Here is a 23,715-nt window from a genome sequence, read left to right as displayed (position 1 = left end):
TAATGACGATTTCCATCGAAAAACAACTGAATGAAACGTTGCGCGATATCCAAGTGGCTTACTACTTGGATCAGGTTGTGTCCAACGACTCCGTTTTGCAGCAATTAGGCCTCAGCGACAAACTGAAAACCGCCAACGACCTGTACGAGTTTCTACTGCTGGATGTCCAAGTCAGCCAGGAAGTGGAGACCAGCTATGTCGCCTCGGCCATCGCCAGCCTGCAGCAATACATCAATGGCGTACTCATGGGCATGGAGCCTGGCTATGAGACCAAGACCCTGGCTGACCACCAGATCGCCGAATGGCGCGACCAGCAATGCCAATACCCGCTGTGGGCGGCGAACCAGCAGTTGGCCTATTACCCTTCGATCTATATAGATCCCAGCTTGCGAATGAAGAAGTCCAAGTACTTCCTCCAGTTGGAAAACGATATCAACCAGAACAAGATCCACCTCGACACGACCCAGGAAGCGGTCAAGCACTACCTGGCCAGCTTCGAGGAGGTGGCCAACCTGACCATCGTCAATGGCTATATCACCGATGACGACTTCGCCAACGGCACCTATTACTTCATCGGCAAGTCACGAGCGGAGAACCGGTATTACTGGCGCTCGGTGGACATGTCGCAACGCAGCTACGTGAGTGGCACCAACGGGCCCAAACACGACTACCCGCAACCGGGGGCTTGGTCAGACTGGACAAGCGCAGACTTGGGAATTTCCGAGGCTACGGTAGAGAAAACCATCCGCCCGGTGTTTTTCAATAATCGCTTGTTCGTGGTTTGGGTCGATGTGCTGCACCTGGCCGAAAGAACGGAATTCAACAAGAAGCCTCCCGTTGGTAACGCCCCACCCGAAATAGAGACCATCACGTTCAACCGTACCGAGTTGCACTTGAACGTTTCCTATAAGAAATATGACAATTCCTGGAGTGCCCCGCTTTGTTACATCACTGCCACCAGCGAGGCGGATAACTTTCCGCTGGGCGAGGATTTGAACGGGGTGTTGGAGACCATTGCTATCCAAGACACTTCGTCGACGCCGGACGCCTTGTTCATTGCGATGTACGCAGGGTATACACCTGGTACTGAAATTGATGGTAGTAAGGATACATACGCCTTCCTCAAGACGGCCAATATCGACAAAAACTTCAATCGCGATATTTTGTTTCCGATTGCCGGCAAAGTCAGCTTGAATCAATCGGACCCAGGCAGGAAAAAACTCCACGTACTGAAAGTGACTCGAATGTTTTCCCATGAGAACAATGGCAAGTTTCAGTTCAGACTTCCAGCACTTCAGATCTCCTTGAAAGAAGTAAAAAACTCATCACCACTCGGAACAGAACCTCACTGGAACCATGAAGGCCTGCGAAGTAACATTGCCAATGTTTCCAACAACGAAATTACATTTAATCGTGCAACTTCTGAAATCGAGATAATTTCGAAAACAACAACTGATTTAATGGGAGAAAAGCTTCGCCAAGTTATTATCCAATGCATGGACATTAGCGCACAGGCAGAGAGATTTCAGCTAATACTGATCATTACCGAGAGAGTCGCCGCTGATGAATTCCAGATGTTGCTGGGCGGTTCATCCATCCTGAGCTTTGGCACTTCTTACTTCAACAAAAGCAAGTCGTACATATTTAATTCCGGGGTTATTGTTTTACCTATCCCCGAGTCAGGCATTGACTTTTTATGCGACACCAAAAGCGGCGGAGGTGTACTCATCCCAGCCATCGAGAACGGCACAAGGATTAGATCCCTTGCTGGTAAATATGTGCGCACAAGAGCTATTGAAAAGCTTTTCGAAGATTCGAATCTGTATCGATTGCAGGTGACGCACCCAGACGACAATGCACCAGACCATGTAATGCTCCAGCAGCGAAGCTTCTACTCTGGATTGACGGATTTATACTTTCAGCACCAATTTGCGCGCCCCAGACTAATCAGCAATCCCACACCTGCCAATTTGGTAGCTGGATCCGTTTGGTTGGCGAACACCAATTATTCCATGAATCTACTGGCGCCTAATATTCTAAGACTCAAAGTAAAAATAAATCCTGAAACCTTACTTCCCGACTGGCCGGTGGAATGGCCTGAAAACTCTAAAGTGATTCCATTCAACCACGGTGTCTACGTTCGTGATGGCGCAGCTAATGGCCCCTTGCTCGGTGGCGGCAACAAACACTTAACCGTCGAGTTGAAACTGGAGACCCCAAGCGGCGATACGTTGAAAGCCCCTGGCATGGGCACGCGTGATAGCCCCACACTGGGCATCGCCGAGTTCATAGATTTCACGGGGTCCGACGTCGAGTTCAGCGACGGTTCGACCACGGTCGCTCGCAAACCTATTCGCATGAACACCCTGTTCGCCCGCACCCTGGTGGAAAAGGCCAATATCGCGCTGGAAAACTTGTTGTCCTGGGAAACCCAGCAACAGGAAGAACCGCCACTGACTCCACCGACGACCAATAACAAGATGGATTTCAATGGCGCTAACGGTCTGTATTTCTGGGAGTTGTTCCTGCACCTGCCGTTCATGGTGGCCCATCGCATGAACCTCGAACAGCAGTTCGACGGCAGCGAGCACTGGTTGAGCTTCATTTTCGATACCAGCCGCAAACCTGATAGCAGCGGCCGCCCGGCCTATTGGAATGTGCGCCCGTTGGTGGAGAACGAGAGTCGTGATCTCGATTATGCCTCCCGGGCGCCCCAGGATCCGGATGGCATCGCCAGCAGCAACCCGATCCATTATCGCAAGGCCATCTACAGCTTTTATCTGAAGAATCTGCTCGACCGGGGCGACAGCGCCTACCGGCAACTGACGCCCGACAGCCTGGCCGAAGCGAAACTCTGGTACGTACGGGTGCTGGATCTGTTGGGACCGCGACCGGATATCAACCTGATCGACCCTTGGATACCGATCACCCTGCAAACCCTGGCCGCCAGTTCGAGCCAAGGCCTGCGCGACTATGAGCGGCGATTGGTGGCCCAGGACCAGGAGCGGCGCGAAAGCGCAGAGGCCAACGATGGCGTGTCTCTGGTCTTGTTCAACGAACCACCGCTGGAGTTGCGCACCTTCGCCCCGGATCCAAACGTGCTGAGCGTGGACAGCGAATTCCTGCGTGTACCAATGAACTTCAAGCTGGTGGAACTCTGGGATACCGCCGAGAGTCGACTGCACAACTTGCGTAACAACCGCACCCTGGACGGCAAGCCTTTGCTGCTGCCGTTGTTCGCTGCTCCGCTCGACCCGCGAGCCCTGCTCGCTGCCTTCGGCCAGGGCGGCGGCAGTGGCGGTGTTGGCCGCCTGATCGCCGCGGACACCCCACATTATCGTTTCTCGATCATGCTCCGTAGCGCCAGCGCCGCGGTGGACAGCCTGATCCAGTTTGGCCAGACCTTATTGTCATTGATCGAGCGCAAGGAACAGGCGGAGTTCCTGGAGTTGCAGCACCAGCAAGCCTGGGAATTCGCCGAACATGCCATTGTTTTGCAAAAGCAGGCACAGAAGATTGAAACAGAGAGTCGCGAGGCTCTGGAAGCCAGTAAAAAGGTTGTGGAAGGCCGCCGGATTTTCTACAAAGGATTGAGCGAAGAAGTGGTCAGTTCCGGGGAAATCCTGGCCGGCATGGAGCATCTGCAAGGACGTATCCTTGAGGGAGGGGCTGCATTCTCGGACACTATTGCCGCAGCACTCAAGCTGGTGCCTAGCGGTACGTCGGTGAACGCAGGAGTGGTGGGCGGCACGGCGGTTGGTGCAGAAGCCGGTGCCGGTGTCAGCGGAATTGAGAGCAACGGCGTTCCTGAGGTTGTCGCTCATATCGCTCGCGGTGTCGCGGCCCTGAGCCATGCCACCGGCGAAGCGTTGGACCGTGCCGAAGGCTACCGTCGCCGCCATCAGGAATGGATGCAGGCCCGTGATCAGGCGGTACTGGAAATTGCCCAGATAGATGCCCAGCTCAAGGTAATGGACGAGCAGCAGGAGGCCACCCGACTGCAACTGCTGCAGGCCGAAGCAGCGTTGGAACAGGCCCGGGTCAGCTATGCCTTCCTGTCCAAACGCTTCACTACCCCCCAGTTGTATCAATGGCTGATCGGCCAGTTTGCGACGTTCTATTACCAGATGTACGACGCTACCTTGTCTCTGTGCCTGGCCACCCAGGCCAGTTGGCAATACGAGATCGCCGACTTCGTCACCACCTTCATTCACACCGGTGGTTGGAACGACAGCTATCGAGGCTTGGGCGCCGGTGAGTCGTTGAAAGTCAATCTGCTGAGAATGGAGAGCGAGTACCTCAAGCGTCACGAACGCAAGCTGGAAATTACCAAGACCGTTTCGCTACGCGAGCTCAAGGACAAAGATCCGGAATCGACCATCAATCTGTCCTGGGAGGCACTGCAGGACCGTCTGGAGCAAGACGGCAGCGTTGCTTTCGAACTGACCCAGGTGATGTTCGACGACGATTATCCCGGGCACTACCTACGCCGTATCAAGCGCATCGGCGTGTCCCTGCCGTTGCTCGTGGGCCCCTATGAAGATATCCGAGCCGAGCTGACGCAGACTTACAACAAGGTCCAACTGAGTGCGACCGTCGATGGGGTGGTGCGGGAAAACCTGCGCGCCAGCCAGCAGATCGCGCTGTCCAGCGGACTCAGCGATGACGGGATGTTCGCGTTGAACTTCGACGATGAGCGCTACCTGCCGTTCGAGGGTACCGGCGCGGTGTCACGCTGGGCCCTGGTGTTTCCGCGGCCGGACCGACAGCAGGATGCGCTACGGTCCCTGACCGATATCATCGTGCACGTCCAATACACTGCCAAGTCCTAGGTGCTATCGATATAGAGAGTGTCAACCATGACGGTTCTGACGCAGGGCATTCACACTCACACACCGACCCTGACGGTGGCAGACCCGCGTGGCCTCGATGTGCGTTCAGTCACCTACTACCGCGCCGTCCAGACGACAGCCCCCGAAGAGCGAATCAACCGCAGCGCTTATGACGCGATGGGGCGCCTGGTTGAGCAATGGGACCCCAGGCTATGGGCGCTCAAGACAGAAGATGCGGCAACACCGGCGAACCTGAGCAACCGCTACTCGCTGTCAGGCAAGATACTGGGCTCGATGAGTGTCGATGCCGGTGAGCGGATCAGCTTGTTCGGCGATGCAGATCAGTTAGTGGAAACCTGGGACAGCCGAGAGACTGAGCGACGGGTCGAATACGACGATCTGCTGCGCCCACTGGCCGTTTACGAACAAGGCAAAGGCGAAGCCGCGCGCTGCACCGAGCGTTATGAATACGCGGCTGCCGGCACCGACTTCGCCGCTCACAACCAATGCGGGCAAGTGATCCGACACGATGATCCGGCGGGCACCCAGACTCTGGACGAGTACGCTTTAACCGGTGGAATACTTGAACAGACCCAACGCTTTTTACATGCGCTGGAAGCACCGGATTGGCCGCAGGCCCTACCTGAGCGCGATGCACTGCTGGAGCCGGTGGCCCAAGCGGCAACCAGTGCGACGCGTTTCAACCCGCTGGGCGATGTGCTGGAGCAGGTGGATGCCAAGGGCAATCGGCAACTGTTCGACTACACCGTCGATGGCCTGTTGTTCGCCAGCCACCTGCAACTGAGCGGTCAGGCCACGCCTCGGACGCTGGTCGGTAATATCGCCTACAACGCCTACAGCCAGGTCGAACAGGAAACTGCCGGCAACGGTGTGGTCAGCACCCTGACTTACCGTGCCGAGGACGGACGCCTTCTGCGGCTGCACGCCGCGCGCGATGCCGATGCCCCTCTGCAGGATCTTCGCTATGCCTACGACCCGGTGGGCAATGTGCTGAGTCTCGAAGATGCTGCCTTGCCGATTCGTTATTTCGCCAACCAGCGGGTGGAGCCGATCAAGCGCTATGACTATGACAGCCTCTATCAGTTGACCAAGGCAACCGGCTGGGAGGCCGGAAGTGCCAGTCGAGGTCCGGGATTCAACCGCTTCGACGATCCGGGCGCAGTCGCCAACTATCAGCAAACGTACCACTACGACGCGGGTGGCAACTTGCTGGAACTGATTCATGTCGGCCCACAAAGTCACAGCCGCAAACTGACGGCCGCTCGCTACAGCAACCGCTGCCTGCCTGAACACAATGACCGGCCTCCGACCGAGGACGAAATTGCCGCTGCTTTTGATGGCAACGGCAATCTGCTGGAACTGCAACCGGGGCAAGTCATGAGTTGGGACCTGCGCAATCAACTGCACGAGGTACGCCCCGTCGAACGTGAAAGCGATGATGATGACCGCGAACTGTACTTCTACGGCGGCGACGGAATGCGACGACGCAAGGTCCGCTCCACCCAAACCAATGCCCGTTCGCTGATCTCGGAAGTTCGTTATTTACCAGGCCTGGAAATCCGCACTCGCCAAGGTACGGGCGAAGTGTTGCACGTGATCTGCGTACAAGCCGGACGCAGCGCCATGCAAGTGCTGCACTGGGAAACCGCACCGCCTGACGGTATGAGCAACGATCAATACCGCTACAGCCTGACCGACCATCTGGGTTCCAGCAGCCTGGAGCTGGATGGCGAGGCCGGGGTCATCAGCCGGGAAACCTACCATCCCTACGGCAGTACGGCCTGGTTTGCCGGGCGCAGTGAGGTGGAGGCCAGTTACAAGACCGTGCGTTATTCAGGGAAAGAGCGGGATGCGACGGGGCTTTATTATTATGGGTTCAGGTATTACGCGACGTGGTTGCAGCGGTGGGTCAATCCGGATCCGGCAGAAGGGGTAGATGGTTTAAATATCTATCGAATGGTTAAAAATAGTCCAATCAGTTACAACGATATAGACGGATTAATGCCGACTAAAAACGCAGGAGAAATCAATTCAAAAGACACTCCAGAAGCGGAAATAGAAGTCAACCGATTTAATAGATTCCACTTTTTGGCACTGCTATCGAAGAAAAAAATAAAGGTGTTTGATGAGTCGCTAGGTGATTATAAGCCAAGTGATGACTTCGAAGCCGTAGAAGTCGGGATAGGGTCGAGGGAACAGCTGCTTAAATACGGCGACGTGAGTGGCGTGACCAGTGACGAGCTAAAAGATACTCTAACGGGCTATAAAAACATATACAGGGACTTAATAACATCAAGCATCCTCAAGGGAGCTGAAGATGCTACGAAACAGAAAAGAAATTTTGAGTTAGGGGTCTATATCTCTGGAGAACTCCACACCTGGATGGGTCCTGGTGAGAAGATGCGGAAAACCGATTTGTTATCGGACAAGAAAAGACCGGACAACCGGTTGTTCGCACTACTCAAGAAGTCGGACCTGAATAAGGAACCGGCTGATCGAAAAATATATGGCATAACCCTTGTTACTCTGAATTTCCCTTACGAAAATGAAAGCAACAATGCCGACTTGAGGGTTGATTTCACTGTCATTGATCCCGGCTCGCAACTGAGTAGCGCACAGTTACATAGAGCCGTAGCCGAAGGGAGGGTTGCGGAAAACACCTTAAGTATTCGTGGCGCAGGCACATATTTGACAATGAATGCGTTGAAACAAGTGAATGATGTAAACGTGAAAAAGATCAGGGCACAAGCTGCAAATCCCCGTTCCGCAGCTATGGCCCTCGGCTGGGGAGAGCGCAGGCCGCTGTGATGGAAGGATATCTTGTTCACCTCTTCGCGCCCCACACCCGCGCGACAGGACAACGCCTAAAAAGCAGCCACCACTGCGTTGCCACAGGTAAAAAAGCACTCAGTCTGGATACTGGGTTTGCAATTGAACCAACCGCCCCGCCAACGCCTTGGCCTGGCTCGCCACATCAGTCACGGCAGTACTTTCCCACCACATCCCCCGCAGCGGCGGGCCCATGGCGAACAACCGCTGGGCGGGTTCGCCTCGAGCATCCAGCACCGCACCATCGGCACGCGCGGCAATACCCAGGGCCAGCGGCCCCGGCTGGACCAGCCCCCGGGCCAGCAGCTGTTGCGGCAACGGCCGCGCAACGCGGCGCCAGTCATATTCAATGCCACTGGAGTTGATCAGCGCGGCGCCCTGCACCACTTCCAGTCCTGCCTCGCCCCGGCGACGGATGCGAATACCCACTGTGCCCTCGGGAGACGACGCCAACCCTTTGAACGACGCCGCCTGGATCCGCAACCGCCCTTCCCCATGCAAACGCGCCACCAGCTCCGCGCTCAACGGTGGCGAGCGATGGTGATGACTCTCCCACCACGGCCGCACATGCCGCACGAACTGCCGGCGCTGCACATCGCTGGCCTGGTTCCACAAGCGCCCGATGTGCGCACGCACGGTGTCCAGCGGCGCCTGCCAATCAATGCCCTGGGCCATGGCCTCGCGACATTGCTCACGCAGGGCGCGCATCAACTGGCGGGGCGAACGCAGGCTGTGATCTTCGGCGAGGAAATCCACCCAGGCCGGCGGCTGGCGGCGCACGTGTGGCAACAGCCCATGGCGGGAAAACACTTCGATGGGGCCACGGTGCCCGGCCTGTTCCAGGGACACCACGGCGTCGACCATGGTCAGGCCCGAGCCGATGATCAGCACCGTGGCCTGGGGATCGAGCTGGCGCATCGCGGCCACATCCCAGGGATCCAGGGCCGCGGCATTCAAGCCGCTGGATTCGGTTTGCGGGGTGCGCGCCGCCGGGAACATGCCGGTGGCCAGCACCGCGAAACCGCCTCGCAAGACTTGGCCGTCGGCGAGCGTAACCATCACGGCATCGTCGGCAAGCCGCAGGTCCACAGCCTCCCCGCGCACATGCTCGGCGGTCGAACCGTTTTGTGCGCCCAACTCGCGGGCCTCGGCCAGGCGTTGCTGCACATACAGGCCAAAGATTCCCCGGGGCGGGAACAACTCGCTGATCGGCACGTGCTGCTGATCCGACTCGGGCCAGCCGCCGGCTTCGATGAACGCGGTGAGCCATTGGGTCAGGTCGTCGGCGTTGTCCGGATCGACGCTCATCCGCGCGGCGTTGCCGTTCAAGGTGTGCCCCAGCTCCACGGCACTGTAGGCCTCGCCCCGGCCCAGCTCGCTGCGCGGCTCGACGATCAGCACCTCGCGCCGGCCCGGCAGGCGCAGCAACTGCGCGGCCAGCATGGCACCGCTCAGGCCGCCACCGATAATCAGAATGTCGGCTTCGCGGATGAGGCCACTCCCCTGTCGTTCCAGCGCTGTGTCCATACCGCTCTCCCCAGGAATCAAATCACCACGTTGCGTACGAATCTCGCCGCCACCGGGCCATCGTTGCGATAGGCATGGGGCTGGTTGCTGGCGAACATGAAAAACTCACCGGCGCCAATGCGGCGCTCCTCGCTGCCCAACAGCAGGGTCAGGCAACCCTCGAAGACATAGAGCTGCTCGCTCCAACCGTCGGCGTCAGGCTCTGAAGGGTAATGCTCGCCGGGCTCCAGACGCCATTCCCAAAGCTCGACTTCACGGCTGGCGGTGGCCTTGGCCAGTAATACGGCCTTGCTGCCGGGGATGGTGCCGGCCCAGGCCAGTTCATTGATGCGGCTCGGATCTCGCGCCTCGGGGGCCTGGATCAAGTCGCTGAAGGCCACGTCCAGGGCTTCGGCGACCCGATCAAGCGTCGTCAGGCTGACGTTCTTTTCCCCCGCCTCGATGGCCACCAGCATGCGCCGGCTGACCCCGGACAATTCCGCCAGCGCGGTCTGGCTGAGCTGCGCGGCATGGCGCAGACGACGGACGTTCTGGCTGACGTGTTGCAGGACGGAGGCCCGCTGGCCGGATTCTTTGTGCACTATATTGCTCACATGGCTGGGTTGCGCATTATACTGCCCACCTTCGGGCGCATTGTGCGTCCCCCTCAAGTGGCGCGCAAGGTCATGGCATCGGTGAACTCCCCTCAAGCTTCCCCCCGTTTCTCCCGGTTCAGCAAGGCCGAATGCGTGCTGGTGCTGATCACCATGATCTGGGGTGGAACGTTCTTGCTGGTACAGCACGCCATGACGGTCAGCGGGCCGATGTTTTTCGTCGGCCTGCGCTTCGCGGCCGCCGCCGCGTTCGTCGCACTGTTTTCCTGGCGGCACCTGCGCGACCTGACGCTGTTCGAACTCAAGGCCGGGTGCTTCATCGGCGTGGCAATCATGCTCGGCTACGGTTTGCAGACCGTCGGCCTGCAAACCATTCCCAGCAGCCAGTCGGCGTTCATCACCGCGCTTTACGTGCCCTTCGTGCCCTTGCTGCAATGGCTGGTGCTGGGCCGTCGCCCTGGGCTGATGCCCAGCATCGGCATCATGCTGGCGTTCACCGGCTTGATGCTGGTGTCGGGGCCGGCGGGCGCTTCATTGAATTTCAGCCCCGGTGAAATCGCCACGTTGATCAGCGCCATCGCGATTGCCGCCGAGATCATCCTGATCAGCGCCTATGCCGGCCAGGTCGACGTGCGCCGGGTGACCGTGGTGCAACTGGCGAGCACGGCGGTGCTGGCGTTCCTGATGGTGGTGCCGACCCAGGAAGCGATCCCGGATTTTTCCCTGTTGCTGCTGGTCAGTGCCGTGGGCCTGGGCGCCGCCAGTGCCGCGATCCAGGTGGCGATGAACTGGGCGCAGAAAAGCGTCTCGCCGACCCGCGCCACGCTGATCTATGCCGGCGAACCGGTGTGGGCCGGCATCGCCGGGCGCCTGGCCGGTGAGCGGTTGCCGGCGATTGCCTTGTTCGGCGCGGCGCTGATCGTGGCGGCGGTGATTGTCAGTGAGCTGAAGACCCGCAGCAAAGATGCCATTGCAGCCGATGAATCGCTTGAGCGGGAAGGTTGAGGCCGGCCAGCAATCCATTCGCCACCGAAAAAAAAGCCGCCTCGGCAGCGGCCATTCCGGCGTTGACGCTTCGTCCGAGGTCATCTGAAACCCTGCAAAGTCGGAAAACACTGCCTACCTTGTAGGATTCTGCGACACCCTCACGGTTGGTGATCGGGAATACGCCACGTATGATCCCTCACAACCTCCCGCCGAATAGAAGCCTATGTCACTGATAGTTCTATTGCTTTTGCCCTTCATCGGCAGCTGTGTCGCGGCGCTGCTGCCGCATAACGCCCGTAACGCCGAATCACTGCTGGCCGGCCTCGTCGCCCTGGCCGGTACCGTTCAGGTGGCCTTGCTGTACCCGCAGATCGCCGACGGCGGCGTAATCCGCGAGCACTATGCCTGGTTGCCCAGCCTGGGCCTGGATTTCGTGCTGCGCCTGGACGGGTTCGCCTGGCTGTTTTCGTTGCTGGTGCTGGGCATCGGCACGCTGGTGTCGCTGTACGCCCGCTATTACATGTCGCCGGACGATCCGGTGCCGCGCTTCTTCGCCTTCTTCCTGGCGTTCATGGGCGCCATGCTCGGGCTGGTGATCTCCGGCAACCTGATCCAGATGGTGTTTTTCTGGGAGCTGACCAGCCTGTTCTCGTTCCTGCTGATCGGTTACTGGCACCACCGCTCAGACGCGCGGCGCGGTGCCTATATGGCGTTGATGGTGACCGGGGCCGGCGGGCTTTGCCTGTTGGCGGGGGTGATGCTGCTCGGCCATGTGGTGGGCAGCTATGAGCTGGACAAGGTCCTGGCCGCCGGCGACCTGATCCGTGCCCATGCCCTCTACCCCGTCCTGCTGCCGTTGATCCTGATCGGTGCCCTGAGCAAAAGCGCGCAATTCCCTTTCCACTTCTGGCTCCCCCACGCCATGGCCGCCCCCACGCCGGTGTCGGCGTACCTGCACTCGGCGACCATGGTCAAGGCCGGGGTGTTCCTGCTGGCGCGGTTATGGCCGTCGCTGTCGGGCAGTGAAGAATGGTTCTACATCGTCAGCGGCGCGGGGGCCTGTACCTTGCTGCTGGGCGCCTACTGCGCCATGTTCCAGAACGACCTCAAGGGTTTGCTGGCTTACTCCACCATCAGCCACCTCGGGCTGATCACCCTGTTGCTGGGCCTGAACAGTCCGCTGGCGGCCGTGGCGGCGGTGTTCCATATCCTCAACCATGCCACCTTCAAGGCCTCCTTGTTCATGGCCGCCGGGATCATCGACCACGAAAGCGGCACCCGGGACATTCGCAAGCTCAGCGGCCTGGTGCGGCTGATTCCGTTCACCGCCACCCTGGCCATGGTCGCCAGCGCAGCGATGGCCGGGGTGCCGCTGCTCAATGGTTTCCTGTCCAAGGAGATGTTCTTCGCCGAGACGGTGTTCATTTCCGCCACGGCCTGGGTCGAGCTGGCGTTGCCGATCATCGCCACCATCGCCGGGACCTTCAGCGTCGCTTACTCCCTGCGTTTCACCGTGGATGTGTTCTTCGGCCCCACCGCCACCGATCTGCCCCATACCCCCCACGAACCACCGCGCTGGATGCGCGCGCCAGTTGAATTACTGGTGTTCACCTGCCTGTTGGTGGGGATTTTTCCGGCCCAGGTGGTCGGCTCGCTGCTCGCGGCCGCCGCGTTGCCGGTGGTGGGTGGCACGCTGCCCGAGTACAGCCTGGCGATCTGGCACGGCCTGAACGCGCCGATGATCATGAGCCTGGTGGCGATGTCCGGCGGCATCGTCCTGTACCTGTTGTTGCGCAATCAGTTCCGGCAAGGCCACATCAAGCACCCGCCGTTCATTGGCCGACTCAGCGGCAAGCGCCTGTTCGAGCGCTGCCTGGTGCTGATGATGCGCCAGGGCCGGCGCCTGGAACGACGGATCAGCACCCGCCGCCTGCAAGCCCAGTTGTTCTGGCTGGTCCTCGCTGCCGTGCTTGCCGGATTGATCCCGATGCTGCACAGCACGCTGGTCTGGGGCGACCGGCCGAAGATCCCCGGCTCCATCGTCTTCGTCACCTTGTGGCTGCTGGCAATCATCTGTGCCCTGGGCGCGGCCTGGCAGGCCAAGTATCACCGGCTCGCGGCCCTGACCATGGTCAGCGTCTGCGGCCTGATGACCTGCGTGACCTTCGTCTGGTTTTCCGCACCCGACCTGGCCTTGACGCAACTGGTGGTGGAAGTGGTGACCACCGTGCTGATCCTGCTGGGCCTGCGCTGGCTGCCCCGGCGGATCGAGGACGTCTCGCCACTGCCCAACAGCGAGCGGCGCGCGCGCATCCGGCGCCTGCGGGACTTGCTGCTGTCCATCGCGGTGGGCGGCGGCATGGCGTTGCTGTCCTATGCGATGCTGACGCGGCAGACGCCCAACGACATTTCTTCGTTCTACCTAAGCCGCGCCCTGCCCGAAGGCGGCGGCAGCAACGTGGTGAACGTGATGCTGGTGGACTTCCGTGGCTTCGACACCTTGGGGGAAATCACCGTGCTGGTGGCGGTAGCCCTGGCGGTGTTCGCCCTGTTGCGGCGTTTCCGACCACCGAAGGAAAGCATGCAACTGCCGGCGCAACAGCGCCTGCTGGCACCGGACGTGGTCACCGACCTGGTCAACCCGCGCCATGCCAGCGATACCGCCTTGGGTTTCATGATGGTGCCGTCGGTGCTGGTGCGCCTGCTGCTGCCGATCGCCCTGGTGGTGTCGTTCTACCTGTTCATGCGCGGCCACAACCAACCCGGTGGCGGCTTCGTGGCCGGGCTGGTGATGTCGGTGGCGTTCATCCTGCAATACATGGTCGCCGGCACCCAGTGGGTCGAGGCGCAAATGAGCCTGCGACCGCTGCGCTGGATGGGCACCGGGCTGTTGTTCGCCACCGCCACCGGCCTGGGGGCGATGGCCGTGGGTTATCCGTTCCTGACCACCCACACCTGGCACTTCGAATTGCCATTGCTGGGTGACATCCACCTGGCCAGCGCGCTGTTCTTCGACATTGGCGTGTACGCCGTGGTGGTCGGTTCCACCCTGTTGATCCTCACCGCCCTGGCTCACCAGTCGGTGCGGGCCCATAAACCGGGCCTGCAAGCCAAACCCATCGCCCCCGCCAAAGGAGCCACCGTCTGATGGAAGAAGTCATCGCAATCGCAATCGGCGTACTGGCCGCCTCCGGCGTCTGGCTGGTGCTGCGGCCACGGACCTTCCAGGTGGTCATGGGTCTGTGCCTGCTGTCCTATGGCGTCAACCTGTTCATCTTCAGCATGGGCAGCCTGTTCATCGGCAAGGAGCCGATCATCAAGGACGGCGTGCCCCAGGACCTGCTGCACTACACCGACCCGCTGCCCCAGGCACTGGTGCTGACCGCCATCGTGATCAGCTTCGCCATGACCGCGCTGTTCCTGGTGGTGCTGCTGGCGTCCCGGGGCCTGACCGGTACCGACCATGTGGACGGTCGGGAGCCCAAGGAATGATCGTGACACCCCACCTGATCGCCGCCCCCATCCTGCTGCCGCTGCTGACCGCCGCGGTGATGCTGATGCTGGGCGAGAAGCACCGCCCGCTCAAGGCCCGGATCAACCTGTTTTCCAGCCTGCTGGGCCTGGGCATCGCCGTGCTGTTGCTCTACTGGACCCAGGACCAGGCCTTGCCCGCCTCCATTGGCGTGTACCTGCCCGGCAATTGGCAGGCGCCGTTCGGTATCGTCCTGGTGGTCGATCGCCTGTCGGCGCTGATGCTGGTACTGACCGGCATCATCGGCGTCAGCGCCCTGCTCTTCGCCACGGCCCGCTGGGACCGCGCCGGTGCCAGTTTCCATGCGCTGTTCCAGATCCAGTTGATGGGCCTCTACGGTGCCTTCCTGACGGCGGACCTGTTCAACCTGTTCGTGTTCTTCGAAGTGCTGCTGGCGGCTTCCTACGGCCTGATGCTGCACGGTTCGGGCCGGGCGCGAGTGTCGTCGGGCCTGCATTACATCTCCATCAACCTGCTGGCCTCGTCGTTGTTCCTGATCGGCGCGGCGCTGATCTATGGCGTCACCGGCACGTTGAACATGGCCGACCTGGCCCTGAAAATCCCGCTGGTGCCGGAGGCCGACCGCGGCCTGCTGCACGCCGGGGCAGGCATTCTCGCGGTGGCGTTCCTGGCCAAGGCCGGCATGTGGCCGCTGAACTTCTGGCTGGTGCCGGCCTATAGCGCCGCCAGCGCACCGGTGGCGGCGCTGTTCGCGATCATGACCAAGGTCGGCGTCTACACGCTCCTGCGCCTGTGGACGCTGCTGTTCTCCGGCCAGGCCGGCGCCTCGGCGTATTTCGGCGCCGACTGGCTGGTCTACGGCGGCATGGCAACCATCGTCTGCGCCGCCATTGCCATTCTCGCCGCCCAGCGCCTGGAGCGCATGGCGAGCCTGAGCATCCTGGTCTCGGCCGGGATCCTGTTGTCGGCCATCGGCTTCGCCCAACCGAACCTGGTGGGTGCGGCGCTGTTCTATCTGGTGAGTTCGACCCTGGCGCTCTGTGCACTGTTCTTGCTGGCCGAACTGATCGAGCGTTCGCGCTCGGCCAATGAACTGTCCCTGGACGACGACTTCGACACGTTGCCGCGACCGCTGGAATCCTTGCAGCCGCCCAAGGGCATCAACCTCGATGACGAGCAAAAAGCCGTGGTCGGGCAGGTGATTCCCTGGACCATGGCCTTCCTTGGCTTGAGCTTTATCTTCTGTGCGCTGTTGATCATCGGCATGCCGCCGCTGTCGGGGTTCATCGGCAAGCTGAGCCTGCTCAGTGCCCTGCTCAATCCCCAGGGGCTCGAGGCCAGCGCCGGAACGCCGGTGTCGAACCAGGCCTGGGGCTTGTTGGCGTTGTTGATCCTGTCGGGGCTGGCCTCGTTGATCGCCTTCTCGCGCCTGGGCATCCAGCGCTTCTGGACGCCGCAAGAGCGACCCTCGCCGTTGCTGCGACCGTTCGAATGCCTGCCGATCGTCGTGCTGCTGGGCCTGGGCATCGCCCTGACCTTCAAGGCCGAGCCGTTGCTGCGCTATACCCAATCCGCTGCCGATGCGCTGAACAACCCGGAACATTACGTGATGTCGGTACTTGCCACCCGCGCCGTGCCCAACCCCGAAACCCGCGCCGTGTTGCGGGAGGTGCAGCCATGAAGCGCCTGTTTCCCGCCCCGTGGTTGTCCCTGGCGCTGTGCTTGTTGTGGCTGGTGTTGAACGTGTCCCTCAGCGCCGGCCATCTGCTGCTGGGCGCTGCACTGGGGTTCCTGGCCCCGTTGATGATGCGCCCGTTGCGACCGCGGCCCATCCGTATCCGCCGGCCGTGGGTGGTGGTGCGCTTGTTCCTGCTGGTGGGCCGCGACGTGCTGGTGTCCAACCTGGTGGTGGCCTGGGGTGTACTGAACGCCGGCCGCCGGCCACCTCGCTCGCGGTTCATCAAGGTGCCGCTGGACCTGCGCGATGCCAACGGCCTGGCTGCGCTGTCGATGATCACCACGGTGATTCCCGGGACCGTCTGGTCGGAACTGGCCCTGGATCGCAGCATCCTGTTGATGCACGTGTTCGACCTGGCCGACGAGGCGTCATTCATCGCGCATTTCAAGGCCACCTACGAGCGCCCGTTGATGGAGATTTTCGAATGAGCCCGTTGCTGTCCAATGCGATCCTGTTGAGCCTGTTCCTGTTCTCCCTGGCGATGGTGTTGACCCTGTGGCGGCTGTTCAAGGGCCCTTCGGCCCAGGATCGGGTATTGGCCCTGGACTACCTGTACATCGTGGCGATGCTGATGATGCTGGTGCTGGGCATCCGCTATGCCAGTGACACCTATTTCGAGGCGGCGCTGCTGATCGCCCTGTTCGGCTTCGTCGGCTCGTTCGCCCTGGCCAAGTTCCTGCTGCGTGGCGAGGTGATCGAATGAACGGCGAACTGTCGATGTGGGTTGAAATTCCGGTGGCGATCCTGCTGGTACTCAGCAGCCTCTTCGCCCTGACCGGGGCGATCGGCCTGGTGCGCTTGAAGGATTATTTCCAGCGCATGCACCCGCCGGCCCTGGCCTCCACGCTGGGGGCCTGGTGCGTGGCGCTGGCCTCGATCGTGTATTTTTCGGCGCTCAAGTCCGGACCGGTGTTGCACGCCTGGCTGATCCCGATCCTGCTGTCCATCACCGTACCGGTGACCACCCTGCTGCTGGCTCGGGCAGCGTTGTTCCGCAAACGCATGGCTGGGGATGATGTGCCGGCGGAAGTGAGCAGTCGCCGAACCGGACAGGACGGCTGACCGCTACCTTGCGGCGAACACCCTTGTGGCGAGGGACCTTGCTCCCGCTGGGCTGCGCAGCAGCCCCGAGACCTGTCACCTCGGAGTGTCAGGCTGTTTGTGTTCAGCTTTTGGGAGGGCTGCGCCCTCCAGCGGGAGCAAGCTCCCTCGCCACAAAAGCGGGTCGTCTTGTGTAAGTCCCTCCCACCCTTGCACTGCCGTTCAAGCCCACGCCACCGTCAACAACCCGGCCCCGAGCACCACGCACAACGGCGAGTAGACCCAGGTGTCGAGCCTGGCGAATGTCGAGCCCTTGACCTCCTTGAAGAAGCCCACCAGGTTCGACTCGCCAATGGCCCGGGCGAACATCAGCAAGGCGATAGCACTGATCAGCCACTGCAACGCCCGATGGGTGACTGGCTGCGCCAGCAGACCGCCCCGCAGGCACACCAGCAGCGCAATCATCAGCAGTGCCAGGGCGACCAGCAACGTCAGCCAGCCCGAAGGGTCGAACGCCGGTCGCAGCGCCTCCCCCTGCCTCACCGGCACCTGGGGTACCACCGCCAGGGCCGCCCACCGCCCACCCAGGGCCCAATACAAATGAATCAAGCTGATGGTCGCAAACACTGCGACCAGCGACCGAGCCAATAAAAGCGTCATTCGCCAGCCTCCTGAAAAAGGTTGAACAATCATCCTAGCTCGAATTTGGTATTTCGCTGGACGGGCGCAGGTTGCCAGTTTCCAGTGAATGATTCATTGCCCAGGATCAAGCGTTCAGCCCGCTGGCACGCGCGCGCCCTACAGACCGGCAGAGACCTTGTCGGCGACCTCCTTGGGCAACCAGGCCTGCCAGACCTCAGGGTGGGCCTTGAGGAACGCCTCGGCGGCTTCACGGGGTGGCGTGCGCTTCTCGCTCATGTCGGCCAGGGTCTTGTTCAACGGCTCGATGGGCAAGTCGACCTTGCTGAAGAACTCGGCAATCTCCGGGTATTGCTTCTGGAATGGCGCCGAGACACCGATCGACAGTTTCGAGGCCAGGGAGCGGGTCGGTTTCGGGTTAGGGTTATCGGCGTCGGTCAGGGTCTTCCAGGCCTCGGCATCGAACGGCGGTTCTTGCAGCTGCACCAGTTTGAAACGCCCGAGCAGCGGCGTGGGCGACCAGTAGTAGAACAGGATCGGTTTGCCCCGGCGGATCGTCGAGCTGATTTCCGCATCCAGCGCCGCCCCCGAACCGCTGCGAAAATTCACGTAGCTGTCAGACAAGCCATACGCCTTGAGCTTCTGTTTGTTGACCACCTCGGAGGTCCAACCGATGGGGCTGTTGAGGAAGCGGCCCTTGTCGGGGCTCTCCGGGTCCTTGAACACGTGCTTGTAGCGCGCCAGGTCTTCGACGCTGCGCAGGTCCGGCGCCAGGGGCTTGATGCCCTTGGCCGGGTCGCCCTTGATGACGTACTCGGGCACCCACCAACCTTCGGTCGCGCCTTTGACCGTATCGCCCAAGGCGACCACCTTGCCTTCGGCCTCGGCCTTGACCCACACGGGGCTGCGGCCGGCCCATTCTTCGCCGATCACCTGTATGTCGTTATTGGCCAGGGCGGTTTCCAGGGTAATGGTGGTGCCGGGCAATGTATCGGTCTGCAATCCATAGCCCTTTTCCACGATGACTCGCAGGATATCGGTGATCAGGCTGCCACTTTCCCAGTTCAAGTCGGCAAAGTGGATCGGCGCGGTGGCGGCCGACACCGGAAGGGGTGAAACCAACACAGCGAAGGTGGCCCAGGCAGCCAGCCACTGTCGAACTCGTTTCATGCTTTGCACCTCATGCCAGATACCGCAATAGCTGAACGGCCCTGCGTAACCGAACGCAAGTCCCTGAATAGTTCAGTCAATTGACTGTAGCCGAGGTTCCAGCGAGTTCTTGCGAAACTGTCAGTGGTGTGGGCGCACAGGCCCAGAAACGGTCACTCACTGGCCTTGAAAGTCACCAGCTCGCCCTTGCGCCACTTGGCGGCCTTGGCGGTCACCGCCTTCAAGGTCTTGGTCAAGCCTTCCTGCAACTGTTCGTTGGCCGCAAACACGGTCACCACGCTGTGGCCTTCCTTGAACAGGATGGCATGACCACCAGGGGTCGTGACGAAGGCGTAATCGCCAAGGCCATAGACCGTCAGCTTGATTTCGCGAAAGCGGATTTCAAACTTGCCACCTTCGCGACTGGGCAATACCGCCGCACGAAAATGATCGCCGACCTTGAGCTCGAGCCTGGGCTTGTCATCGACCACCAGGGCCGACTCGGTGTCGATTTCGGCGACATAAATACCTTCGGCGGTCTGCTCGGTGATGTAGACGAAACGTGACTGGAATTGTTTGACCAGTTTTGCCCGCAGGTCACCAAGTACAAATAACGCATGCATGTCGAGATTACTTACTGCCAAGGAAACATCCCCATTTTTGAAAAAGACCCGCCCTGCGCAAAGGACGGACCACGAGAACCCGTACCGACTGTAGTGTCGTAATGGACCTGTCACTGAAATTCGAAATGAACGGCGCGCCCCTGTCCCGGGCCGAGAGCAGACTAAAGGTTGCCGCTCTCGCCGTCTTTCCCGGGGGGTCGCCAGAGGCTGAAGGAAAACGCCACTCTGAGCATCGGAAAAGATGGGACTACTAACTTTAGGGAAATTTCTCACTTAAAAAAGCATTTTTCTGACATCGAGCCCAAAAAAAATTGCTTTAGATAGGCGCAACCGTCCACACGACGCTGCCGATTCTAGAGCAGCCGAAGGCGTGGAGACTACTCGAAGTACCCGGCAATTCGTCGGTAAACCATGAAAAGGAATTCACAATGGCCACTTTCACCACCCACGCCCCATGCATCGTTGAACCAGCCAACAGCCCTGACGGAGCCGATTGCCTGCCAATTTCGTTGATTCAACCGCGTTATCGGGTCGTCTTGGCCGGCAAGTGTTTTTTTCACATTGAAGAAACATCGACTGGACGTGTAAGAGGATTCCGCACCGACCATAACGAGGCCTGCTACCTGGCCAGGCGCCTCGAAAACAGCGCCTGAAACGCATATGTGCCCGTCCATGACTTAACTCAGCCGCCGACAGGCAACTGCTGCCATACTGCCCGCCCAGCGAAGACCGTCGTGAATCGGCGGTTCGCGCACCCATAATGGTTTCGAGGAGAAGGCGCGACGTGACGGAATTTGATATTGGCGAGTTTTTTATCCGGGGCGAAGCCAGAGAAATCGAAGGCGAGTTCCAGGCCGTCATCGTGATGCGTGCCAAGCCACCGTTGACCACCGTCAGTTGCCACCAGGTGGAAAAGGATCGCTGGTTCAAGACTTCGCAGCTCGCGGCCGAGGCGGCCAGGGAAGCAGCCAGGGCGTTGAAGGCCGCCGTGGATGAAGGGGCCTTGAAAGCCTGATTCCAATCGAACTCCTGGTGACCGCTTGCCTCAGATAAAGGTAAGCCCCGAGGCGCCACGACGGCGCCCCCACCCAAAGGAGACTTCCATGGAACAACCTTCTCACGAACTCAGCACCTTGTTCGACCAACTCGGCCTGCCCTCGGACGGCAGCGCCATCGACGATTTCATCGTCGCACACCCATTGGCCCCGGAGATCAAGCTGGTGGAGGCCGACTTCTGGTCGGACCAGCAAAAAGACCTGCTGCGCGAATGGCTGCTGGCCGACGGCGAAGAGGCGGTGCTGGTGGATCAACTGAACGTGCGGCTGCACGACGGTAAATAGCAGCCAGACCTTTGGCCAGGAACAAGACAGCTATAGCAGCCAGGACCTTTGATTGAGTGCAAGGCAGCTCTTGTGGCGAGGGAGCTTGCTCCCGCTGGGGTGCGCCCCGTAGGAGCTGCGTAGGAGCTGTCGAGTGCAACGAGGCTGCGATCTTTCCCCAGACACTTGGATCCCAAGCGAAAGCTCAAAAGATCGCAGCCTTCGGCAGCTCCTACACAAGCCCAGCGGGAGCAAGCTCCCTCGCCACAGGGTTGCAGTGCAGGCCAGGTGCCTTGCGCTGAGGCCTAACGCGGCTTCTCGGGTTTGTAGCCCAACCGCAAGCCTCCCCAATGACGGCCCTTGAGCATGATCGGTACGGAAAGATCGTGCATCAACTCCCCCGTGTCCCGGGTGTAAGTCTGGAGCAATACGGGTTGCTGGTGGCTGCCGCAACGAATCCCGGTGCGATCGGAGAATTTGCGCTTGGTGCGATTATTCAGCGTGTCCACCTGGGGATCGCCGGTCAGTGGCTGGCTGAACGCCTTGTTGTGAGTCGGCACGTAGCCCTGCTGGGTGCAGGCAATCGCAAACACCAACCCCTCGTGGCGGGCCAGCAACGGCTCCTGGATCGCCGGCAGGACCTGGTCGGTGTAACGGTCGAAACGGGTCTGGAACTTGGCCGGTTGGGTATTGGGGATCGGCTGGTAGTTACGGTCGAACAAGTCCTCAAGGCTGACACGGCCCTGGTCGATGTCGGCCTCGAACTGCGCGGCGATCTGGCTCGCCCCTTCCCGCGCCAGGTCGTAGACCCGTTGGTGATAATCGTCGAGCCCCACCTCGGCCAGGCGTTCGCTGATGGTTTCGGCCTGGCCTTCCATCTGCACCGCCGCCTCGGCCAGGCGCTGGGTCTGCTGGTCGCTGATGGACAGGTCGCTGCGCATCTGCTCGATGGCGTGGAACAGGCTGTCGAGTTGTTCGCGGTTGGTGTCGGTGCCCTGGGCGATGGCGCTGACCTGGGTCTCGACCCCTTCTGCAAGCCTGGCAATGTTTTCCAGGTGCTGGCCGGTGTGCTCCACCTGCTGCACGCCGCTGTCCAGGTCAGCGGCCAATTGACGGATCTGCTCCACCACCTGGGTCGTGCGCTGCTGGATGTCGGCCACCATCACCCCGACTTCGCCGGTCGCCGCGGCGGTGCGCCCGGCCAGGCCGCGGACCTCATCGGCCACCACCGCGAACCCACGGCCATGCTCACCGGCCCGGGCCGCCTCGATGGCCGCGTTCAACGCCAGCAGGTTGGTCTGGCTGGCAATCGATTGGATCACCAGGCTGACTCGCTGGATTTCATCGCTGCGTACGCTCAAGGCTTCGATCAACTCACGGCTGTCATTGGCGCGCTGGCTGAGCTGGTGCATGCGGCTGATGGACTCCACCAGTTCGCTGCGCCCGGCCACGCTGCTGCGATGGGCCTCGCTGGCAGCGCCCAAGGCCTGCTGGCTGAGTTGCGAAGTGGCCTGTTCAGTGGCGATCATCGATTCGGCATTGCTGACGATCTGCGCCGCTGCATCGAGTTGGGACTGGACCTTGCCGGCCAGTTGCTTGACCGAATAGGCGACGCCGGCCGCCGACAGCGCGTTATGGCTGGTGGTGTAGGACAGGTCGCGGGTCAGCTCGGCCAATGTGTCGGTCGCGGCTGCGGGTGCCGCGGCCACGGGCGAACGCAGGCGCGGCAACCAGACGATGAGCATGACCAGCGGCAGGCCCAGGTACAGCGACCAGCCGCCCAGGGCCATGCCGCACAGCAGCAAGGCCAGGGCGAGGCTCTGCAAGGTCGGCGTCAGCCAGCGCGCCGCGCCTTTTGTCACAGGTTCCGAGGCCGGCACCGCACCCGCCAGCGTTCCGTCTGTCGCCATGTTCGTCACCCACACTCTCGTTGTTATGACCGCATTAAACGCCACTACCGAGCCATTATCCATGGTCCATTAGTCGTGTTCTTGCAGCAGGTCAACGGAAGTAGACGAACAGCCACGGGCGAAAGCAAAAGATCGCGGCCTTCGTCAAAAGGTCGCGATCTTTTTTTGGAAAACGCGAATCAGGCCTGACGCTGGTGCTTGTCGATCTGTTCGTGACGTTCCTGGGCTTCGATGCAGTACTTGGTGGTCGGGCTGATCAGCAGGCGCTTGAGGCCGATCGGCTCGCCGCTGTCGTCGCACCAGCCGAAGCTGTCGTCGTTGATGCGGTCCAGGGCCTGCTCCAGTTGAGGCAGCATGCGCTGGTCGCGATCGATGGCGTTGACCAGCCAGGTACGCTCTTCTTCTACGGAAGCAGCGTCCGCCGGGTCGGCCGGGGTGTCCAGGCTTTCAATGGCGATTCGGTTCTGTTCGATGCGCTCGTGGGTTTCGACCTTCATGTTCTGCAACAGCTTGGTGAAGAAAGCCAGCTGCTCGGCATTCATGTAGTCATCCGCCGGCATGGCCAGCAACTTTTCCTTTGTCATTGATTTCTCTATAAAAAAACGTGCATTAAGGCGAATTATGGAGCGTCCCGCAGCGCAGCTGCCACGCTCATCGGGAAAGGCGCCGTCTATTCCAAGCGCCACCCGGCACTCAATTTACGAGGGGCGGCAGTCTAAGGCCGAGTCGAGGCCTCAGCAACTGAAAACATAGGGAAAATGTCCGACAACCCCCTCAAATGTTCTCTGACAGGCTTTTGGCAGTCATCGGAGTGCGTTTATAACAAGAAATTCGGTGCAATAGCTGTATTAAGAAGACAAATGGCAACGCCACGCGGGTCAGGCGTGGCGCTTTGTCGCAACCTCAGGGGATCAACGCTTGAGTTTGCGCTTGTTGCGGTACTGGTCGATGACCACTGCCACGACGATGATCAAGCCCTTGATGATGTCCTGGATATAGGCATCGACACCGACG

19 protein-coding genes and 1 pseudogene are annotated in these 23,715 nt (G+C 60.5%); 12 read left to right on the top strand and 8 right to left on the bottom strand.

Translation table 11 applies throughout. The annotated features are described in order from the left end of the window. Positions 1–2 precede the first annotated feature (2 nt). Entirely contained in the window at positions 3–4,832 is a 4,830-nt protein-coding gene (locus J4E53_RS17635; protein WP_103309525.1) for a neuraminidase-like domain-containing protein, read from the top strand. Between the two features lie 27 nt (positions 4,833–4,859). Continuing rightward, on the top strand, positions 4,860–7,661 hold the full coding sequence (locus J4E53_RS17630; RefSeq protein WP_103309523.1) for an RHS repeat domain-containing protein: 2,802 nt from the start codon (positions 4,860–4,862) through the stop codon (positions 7,659–7,661). Positions 7,662–7,760: 99 nt separating this feature from the next. Here the strand turns inward: J4E53_RS17630 and J4E53_RS17625 are convergent, their stop codons facing one another. Then, positions 7,761–9,209 carry an FAD/NAD(P)-binding protein gene (locus J4E53_RS17625; protein ID WP_103309521.1) on the bottom strand — a complete coding sequence of 483 codons (1,449 nt, stop codon included), beginning with the start codon at positions 9,207–9,209 and terminating at the stop codon, positions 7,761–7,763. A 17-nt stretch (positions 9,210–9,226) separates the two neighbouring features. Next, positions 9,227–9,790, bottom strand: a complete 564-nt coding sequence (locus J4E53_RS17620) for a helix-turn-helix domain-containing protein (protein WP_103309520.1) — start codon at positions 9,788–9,790, stop codon at positions 9,227–9,229. 12 nt (positions 9,791–9,802) lie between these two features. Between J4E53_RS17620 and J4E53_RS17615 the strand changes: the two genes are divergently transcribed. From J4E53_RS17615 to J4E53_RS17585, 7 genes are all read left to right on the top strand, one after another. Continuing rightward, entirely contained in the window at positions 9,803–10,807 is a 1,005-nt protein-coding gene (locus tag J4E53_RS17615; protein WP_177431720.1) for a DMT family transporter, read from the top strand. Positions 10,808–11,012: 205 nt separating this feature from the next. Next, entirely contained in the window at positions 11,013–13,937 is a 2,925-nt protein-coding gene (locus tag J4E53_RS17610; RefSeq protein WP_103309517.1) for a monovalent cation/H+ antiporter subunit A, read from the top strand. Next, entirely contained in the window at positions 13,937–14,281 is a 345-nt protein-coding gene (locus J4E53_RS17605; protein ID WP_003202835.1) for a Na+/H+ antiporter subunit C, read from the top strand. Before J4E53_RS17610 ends, J4E53_RS17605 begins: the two co-directional genes overlap by 1 nt. After that, positions 14,278–15,963 carry a monovalent cation/H+ antiporter subunit D gene (locus J4E53_RS17600; protein ID WP_103309515.1) on the top strand — a complete coding sequence of 562 codons (1,686 nt, stop codon included), beginning with the start codon at positions 14,278–14,280 and terminating at the stop codon, positions 15,961–15,963. Before J4E53_RS17605 ends, J4E53_RS17600 begins: the two co-directional genes overlap by 4 nt. Further along, entirely contained in the window at positions 15,960–16,448 is a 489-nt protein-coding gene (locus J4E53_RS17595) for a Na+/H+ antiporter subunit E (protein ID WP_103309514.1), read from the top strand. Before J4E53_RS17600 ends, J4E53_RS17595 begins: the two co-directional genes overlap by 4 nt. Next, positions 16,445–16,723 carry a K+/H+ antiporter subunit F gene (locus J4E53_RS17590; protein WP_003202841.1) on the top strand — a complete coding sequence of 93 codons (279 nt, stop codon included), beginning with the start codon at positions 16,445–16,447 and terminating at the stop codon, positions 16,721–16,723. The genes J4E53_RS17595 and J4E53_RS17590 overlap by 4 nt, the downstream gene beginning before the upstream one ends. Then, entirely contained in the window at positions 16,720–17,082 is a 363-nt protein-coding gene (locus J4E53_RS17585) for a Na+/H+ antiporter subunit G (protein ID WP_103309512.1), read from the top strand. The genes J4E53_RS17590 and J4E53_RS17585 overlap by 4 nt, the downstream gene beginning before the upstream one ends. Before the next feature lie 201 nt (positions 17,083–17,283). Here the strand turns inward: J4E53_RS17585 and J4E53_RS17580 are convergent, their stop codons facing one another. The 3 genes from J4E53_RS17580 to J4E53_RS17570 form a co-directional block, all read right to left on the bottom strand. Beyond that, positions 17,284–17,721 (bottom strand): DUF3995 domain-containing protein, encoded by a 438-nt coding sequence (locus J4E53_RS17580; protein ID WP_092204856.1) that lies wholly within the window; start codon positions 17,719–17,721, stop codon positions 17,284–17,286. A 138-nt stretch (positions 17,722–17,859) separates the two neighbouring features. Further along, positions 17,860–18,870, bottom strand: a complete 1,011-nt coding sequence (locus J4E53_RS17575) for an ABC transporter substrate-binding protein (RefSeq protein WP_060741746.1) — start codon at positions 18,868–18,870, stop codon at positions 17,860–17,862. A 152-nt stretch (positions 18,871–19,022) separates the two neighbouring features. Further along, complete coding sequence (locus tag J4E53_RS17570; RefSeq protein WP_060741745.1) at positions 19,023–19,472, bottom strand: hypothetical protein; 450 nt, start codon at positions 19,470–19,472, stop codon at positions 19,023–19,025. Positions 19,473–19,900: 428 nt separating this feature from the next. Here J4E53_RS17570 and J4E53_RS17565 point away from each other — a divergent pair, with 428 nt between their 5' ends. From J4E53_RS17565 to J4E53_RS17555, 3 genes are all read left to right on the top strand, one after another. After that, positions 19,901–20,125, top strand: a complete 225-nt coding sequence (locus J4E53_RS17565; RefSeq protein WP_092171797.1) for a hypothetical protein — start codon at positions 19,901–19,903, stop codon at positions 20,123–20,125. Positions 20,126–20,256: 131 nt separating this feature from the next. Further along, a complete protein-coding gene (locus J4E53_RS17560; RefSeq protein ID WP_103309509.1) occupies positions 20,257–20,487 on the top strand; it encodes a hypothetical protein in 231 nt (76 codons plus the stop codon). A gap of 88 nt (positions 20,488–20,575) precedes the next feature. Continuing rightward, entirely contained in the window at positions 20,576–20,812 is a 237-nt protein-coding gene (locus J4E53_RS17555; protein ID WP_103309507.1) for a DUF2789 family protein, read from the top strand. Between the two features lie 284 nt (positions 20,813–21,096). Here the strand turns inward: J4E53_RS17555 and J4E53_RS17550 are convergent, their stop codons facing one another. The 3 genes and pseudogenes from J4E53_RS17550 to J4E53_RS17540 all read right to left on the bottom strand — a co-directional run. Then, positions 21,097–22,701, bottom strand: a complete 1,605-nt coding sequence (locus J4E53_RS17550; protein WP_103309505.1) for a methyl-accepting chemotaxis protein — start codon at positions 22,699–22,701, stop codon at positions 21,097–21,099. Positions 22,702–22,880: 179 nt separating this feature from the next. Next, complete coding sequence (locus tag J4E53_RS17545) at positions 22,881–23,285, bottom strand: TraR/DksA C4-type zinc finger protein (protein WP_003202859.1); 405 nt, start codon at positions 23,283–23,285, stop codon at positions 22,881–22,883. Between the two features lie 327 nt (positions 23,286–23,612). Further along, positions 23,613–23,715 (bottom strand): annotated as a pseudogene (locus J4E53_RS17540) (ABC transporter permease); the annotation flags it as partial.

It is taken from the genome of Pseudomonas sp. FW305-28 (genome assembly GCF_017351395.1).
In the GTDB taxonomy this organism is placed as follows: domain Bacteria; phylum Pseudomonadota; class Gammaproteobacteria; order Pseudomonadales; family Pseudomonadaceae; genus Aquipseudomonas; species Aquipseudomonas fluorescens_AA.
The sequence above is the reverse complement of the archived record's forward strand: the minus strand, read 5'-3'. Positions and strand labels throughout refer to the sequence as shown.